This is a genomic window from Rhodoplanes sp. SY1 (genome assembly GCF_046000175.1).
Taxonomy (GTDB): Bacteria; Pseudomonadota; Alphaproteobacteria; order Rhizobiales; family Xanthobacteraceae; genus Rhodoplanes.
This window is the reverse complement of record NZ_JBEOMB010000002.1, coordinates 105,244-124,144: the sequence shown is the minus strand read 5'-3', so window position 1 is coordinate 124,144 and position 18,901 is coordinate 105,244. Positions and strand designations below refer to the sequence as shown.

The 18,901-nt window shown below is 70.8% G+C and carries 17 protein-coding genes; 13 read left to right on the top strand and 4 right to left on the bottom strand.

Going from position 1 to position 18,901, the window contains the following annotated elements:
* Positions 1-6 precede the first annotated feature (6 nt).
* The 9 genes from ABTU92_RS00825 to ABTU92_RS00785 all read left to right on the top strand — a co-directional run bounded on the left by ABTU92_RS00825 (position 7) and on the right by ABTU92_RS00785 (position 9,689).
* The gene (locus tag ABTU92_RS00825; protein ID WP_408086702.1) at positions 7-357 is read left to right on the top strand and encodes an STAS domain-containing protein; all 351 of its coding nucleotides are present in this window, start codon (positions 7-9) and stop codon (positions 355-357) included.
* Entirely contained in the window at positions 354-722 is a 369-nt protein-coding gene (locus ABTU92_RS00820) for a response regulator (RefSeq protein ID WP_408086700.1), read from the top strand. The genes ABTU92_RS00825 and ABTU92_RS00820 overlap by 4 nt, the downstream gene beginning before the upstream one ends.
* On the top strand, positions 719-2,857 hold the full coding sequence (locus tag ABTU92_RS00815) for a chemotaxis protein CheA (RefSeq protein WP_408086698.1): 2,139 nt from the start codon (positions 719-721) through the stop codon (positions 2,855-2,857). The genes ABTU92_RS00820 and ABTU92_RS00815 overlap by 4 nt, the downstream gene beginning before the upstream one ends.
* 18 nt (positions 2,858-2,875) lie before the next feature.
* Positions 2,876-3,424, top strand: a complete 549-nt coding sequence (locus ABTU92_RS00810; RefSeq protein ID WP_408086696.1) for a chemotaxis protein CheW — start codon at positions 2,876-2,878, stop codon at positions 3,422-3,424.
* Positions 3,424-5,166, top strand: coding sequence for a methyl-accepting chemotaxis protein (locus ABTU92_RS00805; RefSeq protein WP_408086694.1), 1,743 nt, complete (start codon positions 3,424-3,426; stop codon positions 5,164-5,166). Before ABTU92_RS00810 ends, ABTU92_RS00805 begins: the two co-directional genes overlap by 1 nt.
* 4 nt (positions 5,167-5,170) lie before the next feature.
* Positions 5,171-5,698, top strand: a complete 528-nt coding sequence (locus tag ABTU92_RS00800) for a chemotaxis protein CheW (RefSeq protein WP_408086692.1) — start codon at positions 5,171-5,173, stop codon at positions 5,696-5,698.
* Between the two features lie 104 nt (positions 5,699-5,802).
* The gene (locus ABTU92_RS00795; RefSeq protein ID WP_408086690.1) at positions 5,803-7,692 is read left to right on the top strand and encodes a methyl-accepting chemotaxis protein; all 1,890 of its coding nucleotides are present in this window, start codon (positions 5,803-5,805) and stop codon (positions 7,690-7,692) included.
* Positions 7,693-7,787: 95 nt separating this feature from the next.
* Positions 7,788-8,612, top strand: a complete 825-nt coding sequence (locus ABTU92_RS00790; protein WP_408086786.1) for a CheR family methyltransferase — start codon at positions 7,788-7,790, stop codon at positions 8,610-8,612.
* A gap of 3 nt (positions 8,613-8,615) precedes the next feature.
* Positions 8,616-9,689: a chemotaxis response regulator protein-glutamate methylesterase gene (locus ABTU92_RS00785; protein ID WP_408086688.1), complete on the top strand. Its 1,074-nt coding sequence runs from the start codon at positions 8,616-8,618 to the stop codon at positions 9,687-9,689.
* A 201-nt stretch (positions 9,690-9,890) separates the two neighbouring features.
* On the opposite strand, the gene ABTU92_RS00780 is transcribed toward ABTU92_RS00785, so the two are convergent.
* On the bottom strand, positions 9,891-11,666 hold the full coding sequence (locus tag ABTU92_RS00780; RefSeq protein WP_408086686.1) for a hypothetical protein: 1,776 nt from the start codon (positions 11,664-11,666) through the stop codon (positions 9,891-9,893).
* A gap of 428 nt (positions 11,667-12,094) precedes the next feature.
* Between ABTU92_RS00780 and ABTU92_RS00775 the strand changes: the two genes are divergently transcribed.
* Positions 12,095-14,359, top strand: coding sequence for an ATP-binding protein (locus tag ABTU92_RS00775; RefSeq protein WP_408086684.1), 2,265 nt, complete (start codon positions 12,095-12,097; stop codon positions 14,357-14,359).
* Positions 14,360-14,389: 30 nt separating this feature from the next.
* Here ABTU92_RS00775 and ABTU92_RS00770 read toward each other — a convergent pair whose 3' ends face one another.
* On the bottom strand, positions 14,390-15,370 hold the full coding sequence (locus ABTU92_RS00770) for a DUF2865 domain-containing protein (protein ID WP_408086682.1): 981 nt from the start codon (positions 15,368-15,370) through the stop codon (positions 14,390-14,392).
* A 276-nt stretch (positions 15,371-15,646) separates the two neighbouring features.
* Here ABTU92_RS00770 and ABTU92_RS00765 point away from each other — a divergent pair, with 276 nt between their 5' ends.
* A complete protein-coding gene (locus ABTU92_RS00765) occupies positions 15,647-16,144 on the top strand; it encodes a ferritin-like domain-containing protein (RefSeq protein WP_408086680.1) in 498 nt (165 codons plus the stop codon).
* A 124-nt stretch (positions 16,145-16,268) separates the two neighbouring features.
* Here ABTU92_RS00765 and ABTU92_RS00760 read toward each other — a convergent pair whose 3' ends face one another.
* Entirely contained in the window at positions 16,269-17,057 is a 789-nt protein-coding gene (locus ABTU92_RS00760; RefSeq protein WP_408086678.1) for an SDR family NAD(P)-dependent oxidoreductase, read from the bottom strand.
* Positions 17,058-17,374: 317 nt separating this feature from the next.
* Between ABTU92_RS00760 and ABTU92_RS00755 the strand changes: the two genes are divergently transcribed.
* Together ABTU92_RS00755 and ABTU92_RS00750 are read left to right on the top strand one after the other, a co-directional pair.
* Positions 17,375-17,917, top strand: a complete 543-nt coding sequence (locus tag ABTU92_RS00755) for a DUF1236 domain-containing protein (RefSeq protein WP_408086676.1) — start codon at positions 17,375-17,377, stop codon at positions 17,915-17,917.
* A 220-nt stretch (positions 17,918-18,137) separates the two neighbouring features.
* Complete coding sequence (locus tag ABTU92_RS00750) at positions 18,138-18,449, top strand: hypothetical protein (RefSeq protein ID WP_408086674.1); 312 nt, start codon at positions 18,138-18,140, stop codon at positions 18,447-18,449.
* Positions 18,450-18,552: 103 nt separating this feature from the next.
* Here the strand turns inward: ABTU92_RS00750 and ABTU92_RS00745 are convergent, their stop codons facing one another.
* On the bottom strand, positions 18,553-18,867 hold the full coding sequence (locus ABTU92_RS00745) for a hypothetical protein (protein ID WP_408086672.1): 315 nt from the start codon (positions 18,865-18,867) through the stop codon (positions 18,553-18,555).
* Between the last annotated feature and the right edge of the window lie 34 nt (positions 18,868-18,901).

Below are 18,901 nucleotides of genomic sequence, written 5' to 3'. Positions count from 1 at the left end.
TGTACCGTGATCACTACCAATCAGAATGCTGTTCCGGAGGTCGCGGTCGTCGACCTCGCCGGTGCGCAGACGGTCCGCACCATCGCGGCTGCGCACGAGCGACTCCGGGCCGAGCTCGACCGCGCCGACGCGGTGCGGATCCGGCTCGACGACGTCTCCGAATTCGACCTCACGCTCGTCCAGCTCGTTCTCGCCGCCCGGCGCAGCGCGCGGGCGGCCGGCAAGTCTCTCGATCTCGCTGCGCCCGCCAGGGGCGCGCTGCGCCGCGCGCTCGATCGCGCCGGCTTCCTCGCCACCGATCCCGCCGACCCGTGCGGCGGCGCTGCGTTCTGGCTGCAAGCAACGGATCATCCATGAGCAAGACCATCCTCAACGTCGACGACTCCGCCAGCGTGCGCCAGATGGTGCAGCTCACGCTGCAGGGCGCCGGATACCGCGTGCTGCAGGCGAACGACGGCGCCGACGGCCTCGCCAAGGCGAAGGCCAACCCGGTCGACATGATCGTCACGGATCTCAACATGCCGGTGATGAACGGCCTCGCGCTGATCCGCGAGCTGCGCAAGCTGCCGAGCTATCGCGGCGTGCCGATCCTGTTCCTCACCACCGAATCCGACGCCAACGTGAAGAAGGAGGCCAAGGAGGCGGGCGCCACCGGCTGGATCACCAAGCCGTTCCAGCAGGATCAGCTCGTCGCCGTGGTCAGGAAGGTCCTCGGCGCATGACCATCGTCGACGCAGCGGACACGTTCCGCCAGGAAGCCCAGGAGCTGCTCGAGCAGCTCGAGCACACGCTCCTCGACCTCGAGCACCGGCCCGGCGACGCGGACCTGATCGACGCTGCCTTCCGGGCGCTCCATACGTTGAAGGGCTCGGGCGCGATGTTCGGTTTCGACCGGCTCGCCGCCTTCACGCATCACGTCGAGACCGCGTTCGATCGCGTCCGCAAGGGCGAGGTGGCGGCGACCGCCGAGCTGATCGCGCTCACCCTGCACGCGAAGGATCAGATGCGGCGCCTGATCGAGGCGCCGGTCGAGGCCGACGAGGCGGCCAGCGACACGATTCTTCGTGGGCTCCACCTGATCCTCGCGAGCGGGCCGACGACCAGCGCGGCGCGCGCCGCCGCGACCGGTGTGGCACCGCCCGCCGGCGCGGTCCCGGTGGCGGCCGGCGCAGAGCAGATCTTCCGGGTGACGTTCCGTCTGCCCAAGGGCGCGATGGCGACCGGCACCAATCCGCTCCTGCTGATCGAGGATCTTCATTCGCTCGGCACCGCGACCGTGATGGCGCGCATCGGCGAGGTTCCCGCACTCGACGAGATCGATCCGCTCGATTGTCACGTCGGCTGGGAGGTGCTGCTCACCACCGCGAAGCCGCGCGACGCGATCGAGGAGGTGTTCATGTTCCTCCTCGACGACATGGAGCTGAGCATCGAGACGGTCGCTTCGGACGCGGCTGCTTTCGTGCCGCAAGGCACTTCGACGGACGTTCCGGTCCTGTCCGATCCGCCGGCCGGGTGGAGCGCCCTCGATCGGCGCAGCGACGCCGGCGAGCCTCGCAGCGAGCCTCTTGCCGGTCCGCGTGCCGACTCTCGCGCCGCGTCGTCCACCGAGACGGCCGCTCCGGCCGCAGCGGGTCAGGCCGCGTCCGGCAACGGCGCGGGAGCCGCGCCCGCCGGCCGCCACGGCGCCGGCAGCATCCGGGTGCCGGCCGAGCGGCTCGACGAGCTGATGGACCGGGTCGGCGAGCTCGTCATCGCCCAGTCGCGGCTCAAGCAGATCGCCGCCGCCTCGCACGACCCGCAGGTGAAGTCCGTCACAGAGGAGATCGAGCGGCTGGCTCGCGAGCTGCAGGACACCACCATGGGTGTCCGCATGATGCCGATCGGCTCGCTGTTCGGCCGATTTCGCCGACTCGTTCACGACCTCTCCCGCGATCTCGGCAAGGACATCGAGCTCATCACGTCCGGCGAGGAGACCGAGCTCGACAAGACCGTGATCGAGCGGCTCGCCGATCCGCTCGTCCACCTCATCCGCAACGCCGCCGACCACGGCCTCGAGCCGCGCGACGGGCGCGCCGCCGCCGGGAAGCCGGCGACCGGCCGGGTCTCGCTCACCGCCCGCCACGCCGGGGCCGCCGTGCTGATCTCGGTCGGCGACGACGGCCGCGGGCTCGATCGCGATCGCATCCAGGCGCGCGCCGAGGAGAACGGGCTGATCGCGCCGGGCACCCGGCTCGCCGACGAGGAGCTGTTCAAGATCATCTTCGCGCCGGGCTTCTCGACGGCCCGCGAGGTAACGAATCTGTCCGGCCGCGGAGTCGGCATGGACGTGGTGAAGCGCACCATCGACGACCTGCGAGGCTCGATCGACGTGAAGAGCACGCCGGGCCTCGGCTCCGAGGTGACGTTGCGCCTGCCGCTCACCCTGGCCATCATCGACGGCCTCCTGGTCCGGGTCGGCAAGGGCCGCTACGTCATCCCGCTCGGCGCGGTCGAGGAGTGCGTCGAGCTCACCCCGGAGGAGGATCTGCGCGCAAAGGGCCGCTGCTTCCTCAACATCCGGGGCGATCTCGTTCCCTATATCCGGCTGCGCGAGCAGTTCGCCTCGCGACTGCCGCCCGATCCTTATCAGAAGGTCGTCATCGTCTCGGCCGCCGGCTTCCGGGTCGGTCTCGTGGTCGACCAGGTGATCGGCGACCATCAGACGGTCATCAAGTCGCTGTCGCGGCTGCACGCGGGCATCGGCGTGTTCTCCGGCGCCACCATCCTGGGAGACGGCAGCGTCGCCCTCATCCTCGACGTGCCGCAGCTCGTCGCCGACGGGCAGGCCGCCGAGGAGCGGCTCAAGGCCGCGAGCTGAGCCGCGAAGGATCACGCCATGAACCGCTTCGAAACGTCAGATCACGATGCCGGCCGGCCCCTCGAGGTGCTGACCATGGATCTGCAGGGCCAGACCTTCGCGCTCGAGGCGTCGCAGGTCCGCGAGATCCTCGATCTCGTGCCCGTCACCGAGGTGCCCGGCAGCGAGCCCTTCGTCAACGGGCTGATCAACGTGCGCGGCAAGGTCGTGCCGCTCGCCGACCTGCGCCTGAAGTTCGACATGGAGCAGGGGCCCGACACGATCGACACCCGTATCGTCGTCACCGAGATCGAGATCGACCGGGTGCCGACCGTGATCGGAATCCGAGCCGACAAGGTCCACGAGGTGACCGAGCTCGCCGCCTCGGCGTTGGAGGACGTGCCGCGCGTCGGCACCCGCTGGCGGCAGGACTATATCCGCTTCATCGGCAAGCGCGGCGACGACTTCATCGTCGTTCCCGATCTCGCCCGCATTCTGTCACCGTCGTCGGCCGATCCGGCTCTCGACACAACCAAGTCAGAGCGACGACCGACCTGTTCGCCGGCCGCGCGTTCAGGAGATCTGTGATGCGCTTCACCATCAAGCTCAAGCTGGCCCTCGCCTTCGCCGTGGTCATCGTCCTGTCCGGCGTCACCGCCTGGCTCGGCATCTCGAACCTCGCCTCGCTGGACGCGACGCTCGCCCGGGTCGTCGAGGTGCCGGTCCAGCGTCTGGCCTTCTCGCTCGAGATGAACACCTCCCTCGTCTCGATCGTGCGTGCCGAGCTGAACATGCTCATGGCCGAGACCAAGGACGAGGTCGCCCGCTACGGCAACGACCTCGTCCAGGAGCGGCAGTCGCTCATGAGCCGCATCGACAAGGCCGACGAGACGGCGGCGGCGCAGTACAAGTCGATCTGGGCCAACAACCGGAGCCTGCTCAACCAGATCGGCGGGCTGCAGGACAAGATCCGCCTGCTGGTCGACCAGGGCGCCCGTGATCAGGCGCGGGCGATCTCGACCGGCGAGCGACGCAAGCTGACGGCCGATCTCCAGAAGCAGTTCGAGCGCGGCGCCGACATCAATCGCGGTCTGCTCGAAGACGCCAAGAAGGCCGCCAATGCGCAGTACGAGAGTGCCCGTGATCTGATGCTCGGCGTCGTCGGCGCCTCGCTCCTGTTCGCCGCCGTGATCGCGATCTGGATGGCGACCGGCATCAGCCGCAGCCTCGCCCGGGCCGGCGCGCTCGCCCAGGCGGTCGCCGCCGGCGACCTCACCCGGACCGTCGACTCGGCGTCCAGGGACGAGATCGGCGACCTCATCGGCCACGTCAACGCGATGGTGGAGAAGCTGCGCCAGGTCGTCGCCGAGGCGCTCGCCGCGGCCGACAACGTTTCGGCCGGCAGCCAGGAGCTGTCGTCGAGCGCCGAGGAGCTGTCGGAAGGCGCGACCGAGCAGGCTGCGTCGGCCGAGGAGGCCTCGTCCTCGATGGAGGAGATGGCCGCGAACATCAAGCAGAACGCCGACAACGCGACCCAGACCGAGACGATCGCCCGCAAGTCGGCCTCCGATGCCGAGTCGAGCGGCGACGCGGTGGGCCGCGCCGTCGAGGCGATGCGCACCATCGCCGAGAAGATCACCATCGTGCAGGAGATCGCCCGTCAGACCGATCTCTTGGCCCTCAACGCGGCCGTCGAGGCGGCGCGCGCCGGCGAGCACGGCAAGGGGTTCGCGGTCGTCGCGTCGGAAGTGAGAAAGCTCGCCGAGCGCAGCCAGACCGCGGCGGCCGAGATCGGCACGCTGTCGTCGCAGACCGTCAAGGCGGCCCAGGAGGCCGGCGAGATGCTCACGCGCCTGGTGCCGGACATCCGGCGGACCGCCGAGCTGGTGTCGGAGATCAGCGCGGCGTGCCGCGAGCAGGACATCGGCGCCGAGCAGATCAACACGGCGATCCAGCAGCTCGACAAGGTGACGCAGCAGAACGCCTCGGCGTCCGAAGAGATGTCGGCGACCTCGGAGGAGCTGGCCGCCCAGGCCGAGCAGCTCCAGGCCAGCATCGCCTATTTCCGCACCGAGGAGAGCGCGACGGTGGCGCCCGTCGCGGCGGTGCGACGGGCGACGGCCGGCAAGGCCGCGGCCGTGAAGTCTGGCGCGGCGGAGCGCCCGATGCGTCCGGCCGGCAAGGCGGCGAGCGGCGCCAACAAGCTCGTCGATCAGGTGCGCGCCGCCTATGCGACGCCTGCCCGGGCGCCGGGCAAGGCCGGCTTCCGCCTCGACATGACGTCCGGCGGGCCGGATGCACACGACGTCCAGTTCGAGCGGGCGAGCTGACCCCATGTCGCAGACCAGTGCCGGCGAGACCTTCTATGTCACGATCGGGATCGGCCGCGAGATCTTCGCCGTCCCGGTGTCCATGGTGCTCGAGATCCTGCCGACCCAGCAGGTGTTCCGCATCCCCGACGCGCCGGCGCATCTCGACGGCCTGATCGACGTGCGCGGTCGCGCCGTCGCCGTCATCGACCTGCGGACCCGGCTCGGCCTGCCGCGTGTCGCGGGCGACGAGCAGACCCGCATCGTCGTGCTCGACGTGCCGCTGCCCGGCCGCACCCTCGCGATCGGCCTCACCGCCGATCGGGTGTTCGAGGTTGCGGCCCTCGACGAGGGGCGGCTCGAGCCGCCGCCCGACATCGGCGTGGCGTGGAGCCACGATCACATCCTCGGCGTCGGCCGTCACGGTGGCGGCTTCGTCGCCGTGCTCGACATCGTCCGCCTGTTCACGTCGGACCCGGCCGTCCTCACCGCGCAGCGGGCGATGCCCGCGGCCCGGGACGACGGCGCGGCCCCGACCGTGCGAGCCGCCTGACGTATCGCTGACGTGCCCTGAAACGCCCTGACGTGCCTGAAGTACGCTGAACTACCCCGAAGTGCCCTGAAGTGCCCTGAAGTGCCCTTACCAGGAATGCCCCGATGCGACTCACGATCAAGCTGAAGCTCGCTCTCGCCTTCGCGACCATCATCGTCTTGTCGGGCATCACGGCCTGGCTCGGCGTCTCGAGCCTCGCCGCGCTCGACCAGACGCTGCAGACCGTTGTCGACGTTCCCGCCCATCGTCTCGCGATGTCGCTTCAGATGAACGCCGATCTTCTCACGCTGGTGCGAGCCGAGAAGAACGCCGTCCTGGCTTCCGGAAGGGACGAGGTCGACCGGTTCGCCGGTGAGATCTCGACCCGTCGCCGCGACCTGATGTCCCGCTTCGAAAAGGCGGAGGAGGGAACGACTGCACTGGGCAGGCCGCTGTGGGCCGCGGCCCGAAGCGGCCTCCATCAGCTCGGCGCCACCCAGGACAAGATTCTCGACGCGATCCGCCGAGGCAACCGCGACGACGCGGCGGCGCTGTCGTCGACCGAGGCCCGCCAGCATGTCGGCGAGGTTCAGAAGAGCCTGGAGAGCCTCAACGACATCAACCGAAAGCGCCTCGCCGACGCGAAGGCCTCTGCCGCACAGCAATACGAGAGCGCCCGGACGATGCTGATCGGCCTCGTCGCCTTTGCGCTCGTGGTCGCGGTCGGTACCGCCCTGTTCATGGCGCTGTCGATCAGTCGCGGCCTCGCCAAGGCCGGCACGCTCGCGAAGGCGGTCGCCATCGGCGATCTGAGCCAGGAGATCACCGTCAAATCGAACGACGAGATCAAGGATCTGGTCGACTCGCTCAACCAGATGACGGACAACCTGCGGACCAACGCCCAGGTCGCCGACACGATCGCCAACGGCGACCTCACCGTGCGGGTGGAGCGCTTCTCCGACAAGGACACGCTCGGCATCGCGCTGGAGCGCATGGTGGCGAAGCTGCGCCAGGTCGTCGCCGAGTCGCTCTCGGCGGCCGATAACGTCTCGGCCGGCAGCCAAGAACTGTCGTCGAGCTCGGAGGAGCTGTCGCAGGGCGCGACCGAGCAGGCCGCCTCGGCCGAGGAAGCGTCGTCCTCGATGGAGGAGATGGCCTCCAACATCAAGCAGAACGCCGACAACGCCACCCAGACCGAGAAGATCGCCCGCCAGTCCTCCGAGGACGCGGAGAAGAGTGGCGAGGCGGTCGGCCGTGCCGTCGAGGCGATGCGCACCATCGCCGAGAAGATCACCATCGTGCAGGAGATCGCCCGCCAGACCGATCTGCTCGCGCTCAACGCGGCTGTCGAGGCGGCACGCGCCGGCGAGCACGGCAAAGGCTTCGCAGTCGTCGCGTCCGAGGTGCGGAAGCTCGCCGAGCGCAGCCAGACCGCGGCGGCCGAGATCGGCACGCTGTCGTCGCAGACCGTCAAGGCGGCGCAGGAGGCGGGCGAGATGCTCACGCGCCTCGTGCCCGACATCCGGCGGACCGCCGAGCTGGTCTCGGAGATCAGTGCGGCGTGCCGCGAGCAGGATATCGGCGCCGAGCAGATCAACCAGGCGATCCAGCAGCTCGACAAGGTGACGCAGCAGAACGCCTCCGCCTCCGAAGAGATGTCGGCGACCTCGGAGGAGCTTGCGGCCCAGGCCGAGCAGCTGCAGACCAGCATCGCTTATTTCCGCACCGACGAGAGCGCGGCGGCTGCGCCCGCCGCGGCGCGCCGTCCGGCCGCCGGCCGGACGCCCTCCGGCAAGCCGGCCGCCTCGAAGGCGACCATGGCGGAGCCGCCGGCACGTGCCGCTTCCCGCCCGGTCGCGAGCGGCGCCAACAAGCTCGTCGAGCAGGTGCGGGCCGCCTACGCCCAGCCGCAGGCCAGGGCCCAGACCACGACCCAGACGCGCGGCGGCTTCAAGCTCGACCTCTCGTCGGGCGGGCCGGATGCGCATGACGCGCAGTTCGAGCGTGCGAGCTGAGGCGGGCCGAGGTCGTGAGCCGAGCACTCGCCAGGGCGTCCGCCGATGCCGACACCGGGGCCGCCGAGCCGAGCTGGGTCGACGGCCACGATCGGCTGGGCGCGCGGGACTTCCAGCGTCTCGCCGCCTTCATTCACGACTACAGCGGCATAAAGGTGCCGCCGTCGAAGTCGACCATGATCGAGGGGCGGCTGCGCAAGCGCGTGCGGGCCCTCGGCATGCGCAGCCTCGACGAGTACTGCAAATACCTTTTCAACGGTCAGGGGCTCGCCGCCGAGGAGGTCCATCTGATCGACGTGGTCACCACCAACAAGACCGAGTTCTTCCGCGAGCCGGAGCATTTCCGCATCCTCACGGAGAGTGTGCTGCCGCAGATCGCCGCCGAGCGGCGGATCTCGGTGCGTGCGCCCGTGAAGGTGTGGAGCGCTGCCGCCTCGACCGGCGCCGAGGCCTACACGATCGCCATGGTGCTGGCCGAGCAGCAACGCCGCACGCCGGAGCTGTCCGGCGTCGTCTATGCGACCGACATCTGCACCGAGGTTCTCGGCACCGCGCAGGGCGGGATCTTCCCGCAGGAGATGGTGGCGCCGGTCCCGGCCGAGATGCGCACCCGCTACGTGATGCGGGCGAAGGACCGGTCGTCGCGCCTCGTGCGCATGGTGCCGGAGCTGCGCGCCATGGTGCAGTTCGGCCGCCTCAACCTGATGGACGCGAGCTACGCGATGGAGCGCGACCTCGACATCGTGTTCTGCCGCAACGTCCTCATCTATTTCGACAAGCCGACGCAGCTCGCGGTGCTGCGCCGGCTCTGCGATCATCTTCGGCCGGGGGGCTGGCTGTTCCTCGGCCATTCCGAGACGCTGTCGGGCTTCGACCTGCCGGTGCGGCCGGCCGGCACGGCCGTCTATCGTCGGAGCTGAGCCATGGCGGCGCCGGTCCGGGTTCTGGTCGTCGACGACTCCGCCTCGGTGCGGCAGACGCTGGCCGGCATCCTGGCCGAGGATCCGGACATCGCGGTGATCGGCACGGCGTCCGATCCGTTCGTGGCGGCGAAGCGGATCCAGTCCGAGGTGCCGGACGTGATCACGCTCGACGTCGAGATGCCGCGCATGGACGGCATCACGTTCCTGCGCAAGCTGATGAGCCAGCGGCCGGTGCCCGTGGTGATGTGCTCGTCGCTCACCGAGGCCGGCTCCGAGACCCTGGTCCAGGCGCTGGAGGCCGGCGCCGTGGACGTCATCCAGAAGCCCCGGATGGGCGTCACCCAGTTCCTGATCGAGTCGCGGCTGCGCATCTGCGACGCCGTCAAGGCGGCGGCGCGGGCGCGGCTGCACTGCCTGCCGCGCCGATCGACTCTCACGGTGCAGAAGAAGCTGACCGCCGACGTGATGCTGGCGCCGCCGCGCGCCAGCCAGGCGATGGCGCGCACCACCGAGACCGTGGTCTGCATCGGCGCCTCGACGGGCGGCACCGAGTCACTGCGCGCCGCGCTCGAGGTGCTGCCGGCCGACTGCCCGCCGATCCTGATCGTCCAGCACATGCCGGAGATGTTCACGGCCGCCTTCGCGCGCCGGCTGAACGGCCTGTGCGCCGTGGAGGTGAAGGAGGCGGCCAATGGCGACACCGCGCTGCGCGGCCGCGTGCTGATCGCGCCGGGCGATCGCCACATGATGCTCCAGCGCAGCGGTGCGCGCTATTACGTCGAGATCAAGGACGGGCCGCTGGTGTCGCGTCATCGCCCCTCGGTCGACGTCCTGTTCCGCTCGGCCGCACGCTATGCGGGGGCGAACGCGGTCGGCATCATCATGACCGGGATGGGCGACGACGGGGCTCGCGGGCTCCTCGAGATGAAGCAGGCCGGCGCCCACACGGTGGCCCAGGACGAGGCGACCTCGGTGGTGTTCGGCATGCCCAAGGAGGCGATCGCGCTAGGCGCCGCCGACCGTGTGCTGCCGCTCGATCGCCTGCCGGCGGAGATTCTTCGCGCCGGCGGGTGAGACGCGTCGCTACTCCACTTTCGTATTGGACGAATCAGATCCAGCGTCCGCTCGTCTCCGCGAAAGCGGGGACCCAGGGGCGACATGGCCCGGTGCCCTTGTATGCCGCCTTCGCGGGCATGAGCGGAGACCGGGGCGACGTCGGCCGGGGCGGCTTCAGACTCCGGACAGGCTCCCGCCGGCCTCGGACGACTCGAGATTTCAGAAGAGGAAGTCGTCGACGCTCGCCTCGGCCGCTGCCGCGACGGCCGGCGCCGGCGCCGCGGCGGCGAGTGGCGGAGCCCCGGCGTGGAGCGGCAACCCGCCGGAGCGGCGGGGGGCGGGCGCGGTCCGGGCGTGGACCTCGCGCTCGCGTGCCATGGTGTATCGGCTCGCGATGTCGGCCAGCATGGCGTCGGCGGCGGCGCCCTTCGGCAATGGTCCTGTGCCGGTCGCCGCCGCGGCGAGCCGCGCCGCGTTCTCGCGCAACGCCGTCTCGATCGTCTCGGCGCGGGCGAGCCCGGCCGCCGTGTCGGCGAGGAGGTCGATCACGGTGGTTCCGTCGCGTCCGAGCGAGGCGAGCGCCTCGGCCAGTGTCGCGCCGACGCCGTGCAGGCAGGCGATCGCGGTGCCGATGTCCTCGATCACGCCGGTGATCTCGGCGCGCCGCGCGGCCTGTCGCTCGCCCGCCAACGCCTCGGCCGTGTCGACGATGGTGCGCACGTCGGTGCCGGCCGCAACGGCCTCGGTCGCGGTGCGGGCCGACGACCGGGTGAGCTCGTCCGCGACGACGGCGAGCGGCCGCCCGACGGTCCCGAGCCGGCTGCTCTTCAGCGTCGCGTTGACGCCCATGATGCGGATGTCGGCCTCGACGGCCCGCACCGTGCCGATATGGCCGACCAGCCGCTCGGCGATGCGCAGCACCTGCGCCATGATGCGGTCGGCGGTGTCGCGGGCGGTGCGCACGCTCTCGAACAGCAGGCGGGTGCGCGACACGTCCGCTTCGAGCTCGCTCAGGAAGGACTCGTCGCCCCGGCTCGCCGAGCCGTAGACGTCGCGGCCGAGCCGGACGACCTCGCGCGCGTCGTCGCCGAGGCGGGCGAGCGAGCGGTGCACGGCCGCGATCTCGCCGGCGAGCTGGTCGGCCGCGTCGGCGAGCTGCGCCGCCTGCAGGGCGCAGCCCTGGCCGACGAGGGAGCGCCGTGCGTCGGGATCGAGATCGGCGAAGGCCCCGCTGCGGTCGTGACCCTCGGCGATCCGGGCCAGGAGGCCTGCGGTCGCGACGACGTGCTCGATGCGCTGCCGGGTGGCGTCGCCGCATTGCAGCGCCATGACGACCCGTCCGACCCCGTCGGCGAGCCGCCGGGACCGGATGCCCACCTCGGCGGCGGCGCCGGCGGCGCAGCGCGACCGATCGGTGATCAGCGCGATGCTCGCCTCCAGCCGGCGCGGCACCTGCGCGATCGTCTCGGCGTGGCGGGCCGAGAACTCCGACTCGCCCTTCGAGGCGGAGCCGAGATGGGCCGCGACCTCGGCCAGCTCGGCGCGGAAGTTCTGCAGATTGGTGGTGGTGACGGCGAGCGAGCGCCCGATGCCGCCGATGTAGTCGAGGAACTCCGCCCCCGCCGAACCGATGCCCGACGCGGTGATCCGGGCATTGATGGTCAGCACGTCGATGGTGCGGATCTCCTTGGCGATCTCGTCGATGCGCCGGCGCAGCCGATTGGTCACGCCGATCAGCTCGTCGAGCGCGGCGTGCTCGTCGCGACGATCGCCGCCGAGGGTGGCGGCCCGCGCCGCGACGGCCGACAGGCTGCCGGTGGCGCGCCGGAATGCGTCGCCGTCCAGCTCGCCCTGCAGGCTGCCGAACCGCTCGACGAGATGCTCGAGAAGTCCGACCGCATCGCCCAGCCGGCGCCCGGTGTCGAGAAACGTCTCCTCCGCCACGCCGGCCGTATCGCCGAGTGCCTTGGCAGTGGCGAGGATGATGTCGCGCAAGGTCGGTCCCGCAGGCTCGGCGGCGGCCGCGATCGAGGCCGGACAGGGAACCGCCGCCGCGCCGCCGGCGACGAAGGTGACTTACCATGGTGACTTCGGGTTAAGGTCCGGTTGAGGCGGCGCCCCGGCGCGTGCGGTCGACGCGCGGCGGCTCTGCGTGCAAATTCGCACGCTGGGCGCGGTGATTCCGGACCACCGTCTTCGGATCGCCGTGGCGTTCAAGCAGGGGCGAGGTCGGGCGATCTCCGAGCGCGGCGAAGTGTGGAACAAAGGTGCTTCAGTAAAACTGCGTTTGTTCGGTGTTTAACGTTCCGGGAGGCCGTCGTGGTGTAGTAGGCATCGGTACGCATCATGACAGTTCTGCGTGGTTTTACCGAAGTGTCTGAATTTTGATCTTTCTATATTGAGTTTGTTTTCGAGGAGCCTGCATGAACATCGGATGGACGCCGAGGGCGTCGTCTCCGCCCCCTCCGCACCCGTCCCCGGGCACGGCGGCCGGGCCGGCGCCCGTCGGCGGCGGCTTCGCTCCGTCCGGCCTGTCGATCCGCCAGCGTCTCGTGCTGATCGTGCTGATGGCGGCGATCCCGATGGTGCTGCTGTCGGTCGACATCGTCTGGCGGCTGGCCGAGCGCGAGCGCGACAACAACACCCAGGCGATCCTCTACGCGGCCCACTCGGTGCTCAGCGCCGTCGAGGCGCAGCTCGGCAACTACGCCGCGGTCGGGCAGGCGCTCGGCGAATCGCCGGCGCTCCAGAGCGACGATCTCGCGGTGTTCCGAGGCGAGGCGGAGCGCGCCATGATCGGCCTCCCCGGCGCCTGGGTGACGCTGATTTCGGCGGACGGGCAGCAGGTGATCAACACGCTTCTGCCGCCCGGCGATCCGTTGCCGCGCGCCCCCGAGAGCGTCATGGCCGGGGCGCGCTTGGCGTTCGCCGAGCGGCGCGTCGTGATCACCGATGTGGTGAAGGGCCCGGTGGCGGGCGGACCGGTGGTCGGCGCCGGCGTGCCGGTGCTGCGCGACGGCCGGCCGGCCTACTATCTGGTGATCGGGGTGCTCGCCGATACGTTCCGGGAATTGCTCAACACCCGGCAGATGCCGCAGGGATGGATCGCCGCCATCGTCGATCGCGACGGAAATTTCGTCGCCCGGTCGCTCGATCACGAGCGTTGGGTCGGCCGGCCGGCCTCGCAGGGCTGGCGCGCCGTCATGCATGCCGACGGCATGTCCGAGGTCAACAGCGTCGAAGGGCGGCCGCTGATCACGGCGACCTCGCGGTCGTCACTCGGCTGGGCCGTCGGTGTCGCGACCGAGAAGACCGTGTTCGAGGCGCCGATCCGCCGCACCATGCTCACGGCGGCGTTGCTGACCTCCGCCGTGGCACTGATGAGCATGCTGCTCGCCGGCTTCGCGGCGCGCCGCGTCACCGGACCGATCGCGGCGCTGGAGGCCGGTGCCGTGCGCCTGGAGCGCGGCGAGCCGCCCGATGTCCGCCCCACGGGCGTGCCGGAGGTCGACCACGCGCTGTTCGCGCTCGACACCGCGGCCCGCACGATCGCTGCGCGCGAGCGGTCGCTGCGCGAGAACGAGAGCCGCATCGCCGCCATCCTGGATGTGCTCCCGGTCGGCGTCGCCCTGGTCGATCGCGACGGCCGGATCATCGTCGGCAACGGCAACTACCGCCGCTTCGTCCCGCAGGTGGTGGCGTCGCGCGACGAGATGCGGCAGGAGCTGTGGGAGGGCTGGGACGCCAACGGCCGGCGGATTGCGCCCGAGGCTTTCCCGTCCGCGCGAGCCCTGCGCGGCGATCCGGTCTGGCCGGGCGTCGAGCTGTTCTTCCGCGGCGACGACACACAGCCGGCGACCTGGACTCGGGTCGCGGCGCTGCCGTTCCGCGACGAGAGCGGCGAGATCTCCGGCGCCGTGCAGATGATCGTCGACATCGATATGGAACGCCGGGCCGAGGAGGAGCGCCGCACCCTGCAGGCCGAGCTGCTGCATCTGTCGCGAGTCTCGGACATGGGCCAGATGGCGGCGGCGCTCGCCCACGAGCTGAACCAGCCGCTCACCGCGGTCGCCGTCTACATCGGCGCCTGCCAGAAGCTGGTCGGTTCCGGCCCCCTCGAAGAGGGACGCCGCGACAAGCTCGGCGAGCTGCTGCGGTCGACCAGCGAGCAGGCGTTGCGGGCCGGCGAGATCATCCGCCAGCTGCGCGAGTTCGTCCGCAAGGGCGAGAACGAGCTGCGGGTGGTGAGCGCCGCCGCACTGATGCGCGAATCCTGCACGCTGGCGCTCGCGGCGGCGCGCCACAAGGACGTGGTGGTCCGGCTCGACGTCGACGCGCCCGGCGAGATCCTCGTCAACAAGGTGCAGATCCAGCAGGTCGTGTTCAACCTGGTGCGCAACGCGGTCGAGGCGATGGAGACGAGCGAGCGCAAGGAGTTGGCGATCCGGCTCGTCACCGGGCGGGACCGGATGGAGCTGCGGATCGCCGACACCGGCAGCGGCCTCGCTCCCGAGATCGCCGACCGGCTGTTCATGCCGTTCGTCTCCACCAAGACGCAGGGCATGGGCATCGGCCTCTCGGTGTGCCGCAACATCATCGAGGCCCATCACGGGCGGATTTCCGCCGAGCCCAACCCGGGTGGCGGCACCGTTTTCAAGTTCTGGCTGCCGCTGCTGCGCGACGAGTGAGGACGGCGCCGGCCGCCGCGCAGCCGGTCCTCACGGGCGACCGCCGACCCGCATGGCCGGCATGGCGGTCGGGGCTCCGGTCGCCTGCGCGTCGGGGCTTCCGGTCGGCTCGCTCCCCGACCGGACGCCGGATGCCGCGGCGCGCGCCGCCGCCCGCCGGGCCTCCCGTTCGGCGCGGCGTTCCGCCCGACGCGCGGCGCGTCGCTCGGCCTTGGTCTGCCGGCGCGACTCGACTTTGCGGTCGGGCTCGGGGTCGGCTGCCGCGGCGAGCCGCTCGGGTGCATAGGCATAGGCGCGGTCGATCTCGCTCAGATATTGTCGAGTCGCCTTCGGCAGGCGTCCGGCTTCGCGCAGCGGCGTGAAGTCCGCGGCATCGTGCGGCGCGCGGCCGCGTCCGGTGAAGACGTGCACGCCGGCCTCGGTGACGACGATGTCGCCGCGTTCCAGCGTCGCGTCCTCGCGCAGCCGCGCCAGCGCTCCCTCAACGGAGGCGCCGCAGCGGCAGCCGGGCGTCAGCGACGTGCGGTGCGCGAAGGCGGTCGGGAGGGCGCCGTAGCGCTTGCCGCGCGACGAGACCGCATCGGCGATGCCGTCAGGGCCGTCGTCGCCGCCGCGGAACACCATCGTCTCGGTCCCCGGGCAGAGCGCGTCGCAGCGCCGCTCGGCGGCCGCGCCACTGAGGTCGTTGCCGATCGGGATGTAGTAGCCGTCGCAGGTTCGCACGCACCAGGCCCGGCCCCTAGTCGACCGGCGGGTCTCGGTGCCGCGCGAGCGCGGCGTGATGGTGATCGACGGCCGTTGCGGCTTGCCTTGCGGCGCGCCCCATGGATGCCCGAAGGGTGTTCCCCAGGATGGGGCTCCCCAGGACGGGGCTCCCCACGCCGGCCGTGCCGGCGCGCTGCCCCAGCCCGACCATTCGCGTCGCCAGAAGTCGAGTGCGTCGTTGGCCTGCGACGAGACGGCGATGCCGCAGAACGTCGCGAGGCAGAGGGCGAACAGGATGCGGATCATCGGACGGCCTCGTCGACGTGGATGGTGATGCAGCGAGGTGGCGCTCAGACAGGGGACCGCGACGGCCGTCACGGCGAGGCCGCCGTTTCGAGAACCGGAGCACAGGCCGACGGTTCCTCGTCCGGTGTCAGGTGCCGGACGGTCGCGCGGTCGATCACTTGCAACGCGGCCGCGGAGGGACGCCGGCAAGGAACACGCCGGTGCCGCACTGGTTGATCCCCGGGCGCAGCACACCGTGGCCGCCCCAGCTCACCCCCTCGACATCCGGAGACCGTGATGACGCCGCAAACCGCCCGTGACCTGTTCGTGACCGGCCTGCGCAACGCCCATGCGATGGAGCGCCAGGCCGAGGAGCTGATGGAGCGCCAGATCGAGCGCACCGACGCCTATCCCGAGGTCCAGGCGCGGCTGCGCCGGCATCTGGAGGAGACGCGCGCCCAGATCGGCCGGCTCGACCGCTGCCTGGAGGCCTGCGACGCCAGCGCCTCCACCCTCAAGGACGCGACCATGGCCTTCATGGGCAACATGGCCGCCATGGGCCACATGCCGGCGGCCGACGAGATCCTCAAGAACACCTTCGCCAACAACGCCTTCGAGCACTACGAGATCGCTGCCTACAAGTCGCTGATCGCGCTCGCCGAGCGTGCCGGCATCGACGCCTCGGCGCTGCTGTCGCAGTCGCTGAAGGAGGAGGAGGACATGGCCGCGTGGATCGATGCACACGTGAAGGACGTCACGCTCGCCTATCTGGCGCGCGAGGCGAGCGCCGCCTGATCAGGTCCCTGGTAGCCTGATCACCATCCATGATCCTGCGACCCATGATCCTGCGATGTGAAGACGCCCGGGGGTGCAGCTGCACCCCCGGGCGTCTTCACGTCCATCCCGGCAAATGACGTGATCAGCTCCGGCCGGAGCCCGGCTCGGCCATCTTGCGGTGCTGCTCGGCGAGCGTGCCGGACGGCGTGACGGTGGCGAGCATGGTGGCGAGCTTGTTCTTCCAGCCGCTGACCACGTCACCCTCGCCCTTCATCATCGCCTGGAAGCCGGTCTCGGCCACCATGGCGGGATCGTCCTTCGGGGCGGTGCCGACCTTGGTGTCCATCATGCCGGCGCGCTCGAAGAACTCGGTGTCGGTCGGGCCGGGCATCAGGCACGTCACGGTGACGCCGGTGTCCTTCAGCTCGTTGCGGAGCGCGAACGAGAACGAGTCGATGAACGCCTTGGTGCCGTTGTAGACGGCCTGGTAGGTGCCCGGCATGAAGCCGGCGATCGAGCCGGTCAGCATGATGCGACCGTGCCCGCGCGCCCGCATGTCGCGCGCGACCTTCTGCACCAGATAGATCGTGCCGGTCACGTTGGTGTCGATCACGTGACGGAAATCGTCGAACGGCTGGTCGAGGAAGCCGTGGCCGAGCCCGCGGCCCGCATTGGCGAGCAGCGCGTCGATCGGTCGGCCCCCGGCCGCGGCATGGAGGCGGTCGACGCCCTCCCGGGTCGCGAGATCGGCCTCGATCGCCTCGACGCCGGCGCCGAGCTCGCGGAAATTCTCCGCGGCGTTGTGGATGCGCGGCTCGTCGGCCGCGACGATCAGGTCGTAGCCGTTGCGGGCGCAGACGCGGGCGAGCTCGAAGCCGATGCCGGTCGAGGCACCGGTCACCATGGCGAGAGGGCGGGGGGCGGTCGGCATCGGGGGCTCCAGTCGGATCGGGTGGGCGGCTCAGGTCGGGCGAACCCGGTTCCGGGGCGACGGGCCGGCCGACGGCGATCGGGCGACAGGCGATCCAGAGACAGGCGAACCAGGGACAATTGTCCGGTCGGCCGGGCGTTCCTGGCGGTAGGTGGCGCCGGGCCGGCATGCCGCCGGGAGTGCGGCCTGCGGCGTTCACGCATCCTCGTCGACGCGGAGCGGCAACCCGCGGGCCGCGATGGCGTTCACCCATGACGGGCCGACGGATGCGGCTCGGGAGCCAAGCGTGACACCCAGGCGGAATGGACGAGGCGATCATGGACGATCCGACGCGACAAGACCGGCGCGGCACCCGACAGCTGATGATGGCCGCCGCCGCATTGGCGATCGTTCTCGGCATCGGCGTGATCGTGTGGATGGTGATCCCGGGCTACGATCGCCACCAGTCGACCCAGGACGCCACCGGACCGCGCTTCGGCCAGGATGCGGGGACCAGCACGGTCGGGCGCTCGCCGGCCCCACCGGACGCGGCCGCGGCGCCGCCGGACGATATCGCGGTCGGCCGCAACCAGGGCATCTCGGCGACGGCGCAGAACCGCGTCGACGTCACGCCCGAGCAGCAGCAGGCGCTGCAGACCTTCGCGCAGGCCAATGCCGGCCAGCAGGTCGATCAGGTCGCCTTCACGGTGGCGGTCGGCGTCGCGGTGCCGCGGCAGGTGGCGCTGCAGGACATGACGGCGGAGCTCGCCGCCGCCTTTCCGGAGTACCGCGACGCGCAGTACCTGCTGATGCCGGGGAAGGTTGTCATGGTCGAGCGCGAGACGCGGCGCGTCGTCGCCATCCTGCCGACGGCGGCCTGACGACGAGCCGTCGCGGCTCGACAGCGTTTCGGTGATCGGGAGGGCGCAGGGGACAGCTCGCCGGCGCGCTCGACCTGTCGGTCGGCCGTGCGGTCGGGCCGCGGTTAACCTGGCGTTGACGCCCGGAGCGCATGCTCGGTCGGCTGTAAAACCGGGTGTTGCCGCGATGCAGAACCGTTCGCCACGTTCCGCGGTGCGCCGGCCCCTTCAGGGGCGCCGGGTGGCGATGATCAGCGGCGTCTTCTTCGCCATGATCGTCGCGACGCTGACGATCGAGCAGACCTTCGACAGCCCGCTTCGCCGGCTCCTGTCGGTGCCGCCCGTCGAGCGGGAGGTCAGCCACGTCGGCTCGATCCGGCTCGGGCCGGGCCATGACGGCCGCTGCCCGCAATATGTCTTCGACAACGACACCGGCTGGATCGTGCCGTCCGGACGCGTCTCCTGCGACCTCTTCGATCAGCCGCCAGCCCGCTTCGGCGCAAACGGCACCGACCGCATGGACACGATCCGCGACGGCTTCCGCCGCCGCTGAGCCGGGCCCTCCCTCCGAAGCGAGTGTTTCCGACGCCGGACCGCACGGGTCCGGCGCGCCGGCGGGATCACGGCTGGACGATCCGCCCCTCCGGGTCGTCGGATCAGAACAGCCAGATCAGGAACAGGATGAAGACGACCAGGCCGATCAGGAAGTTGCGCTGCTTGAGCCCGAACTTCACGAACGCGGGCTTGATCTCGGCGAACAGCACCTTGACGTCGGCCCAGACATACTGGGCATAGGCCTGGGTGACCTGGATCGCCTTGTCGACGATGGTGGTCGGCGGCTCGCGGCGCGGCGGCGGGGGCGGCGGCGGCGGCTCGCTGGCGCGCGGCGACACGATCGGCGGCTCGGACGGGGCGACCGGCGTCTCCACCGGGGTGATCGTCGGCTTGGTCACGGGCGAGGGATCGGACATGATCGAAAGCTCCTGATACGGCGTTTAAATCCGG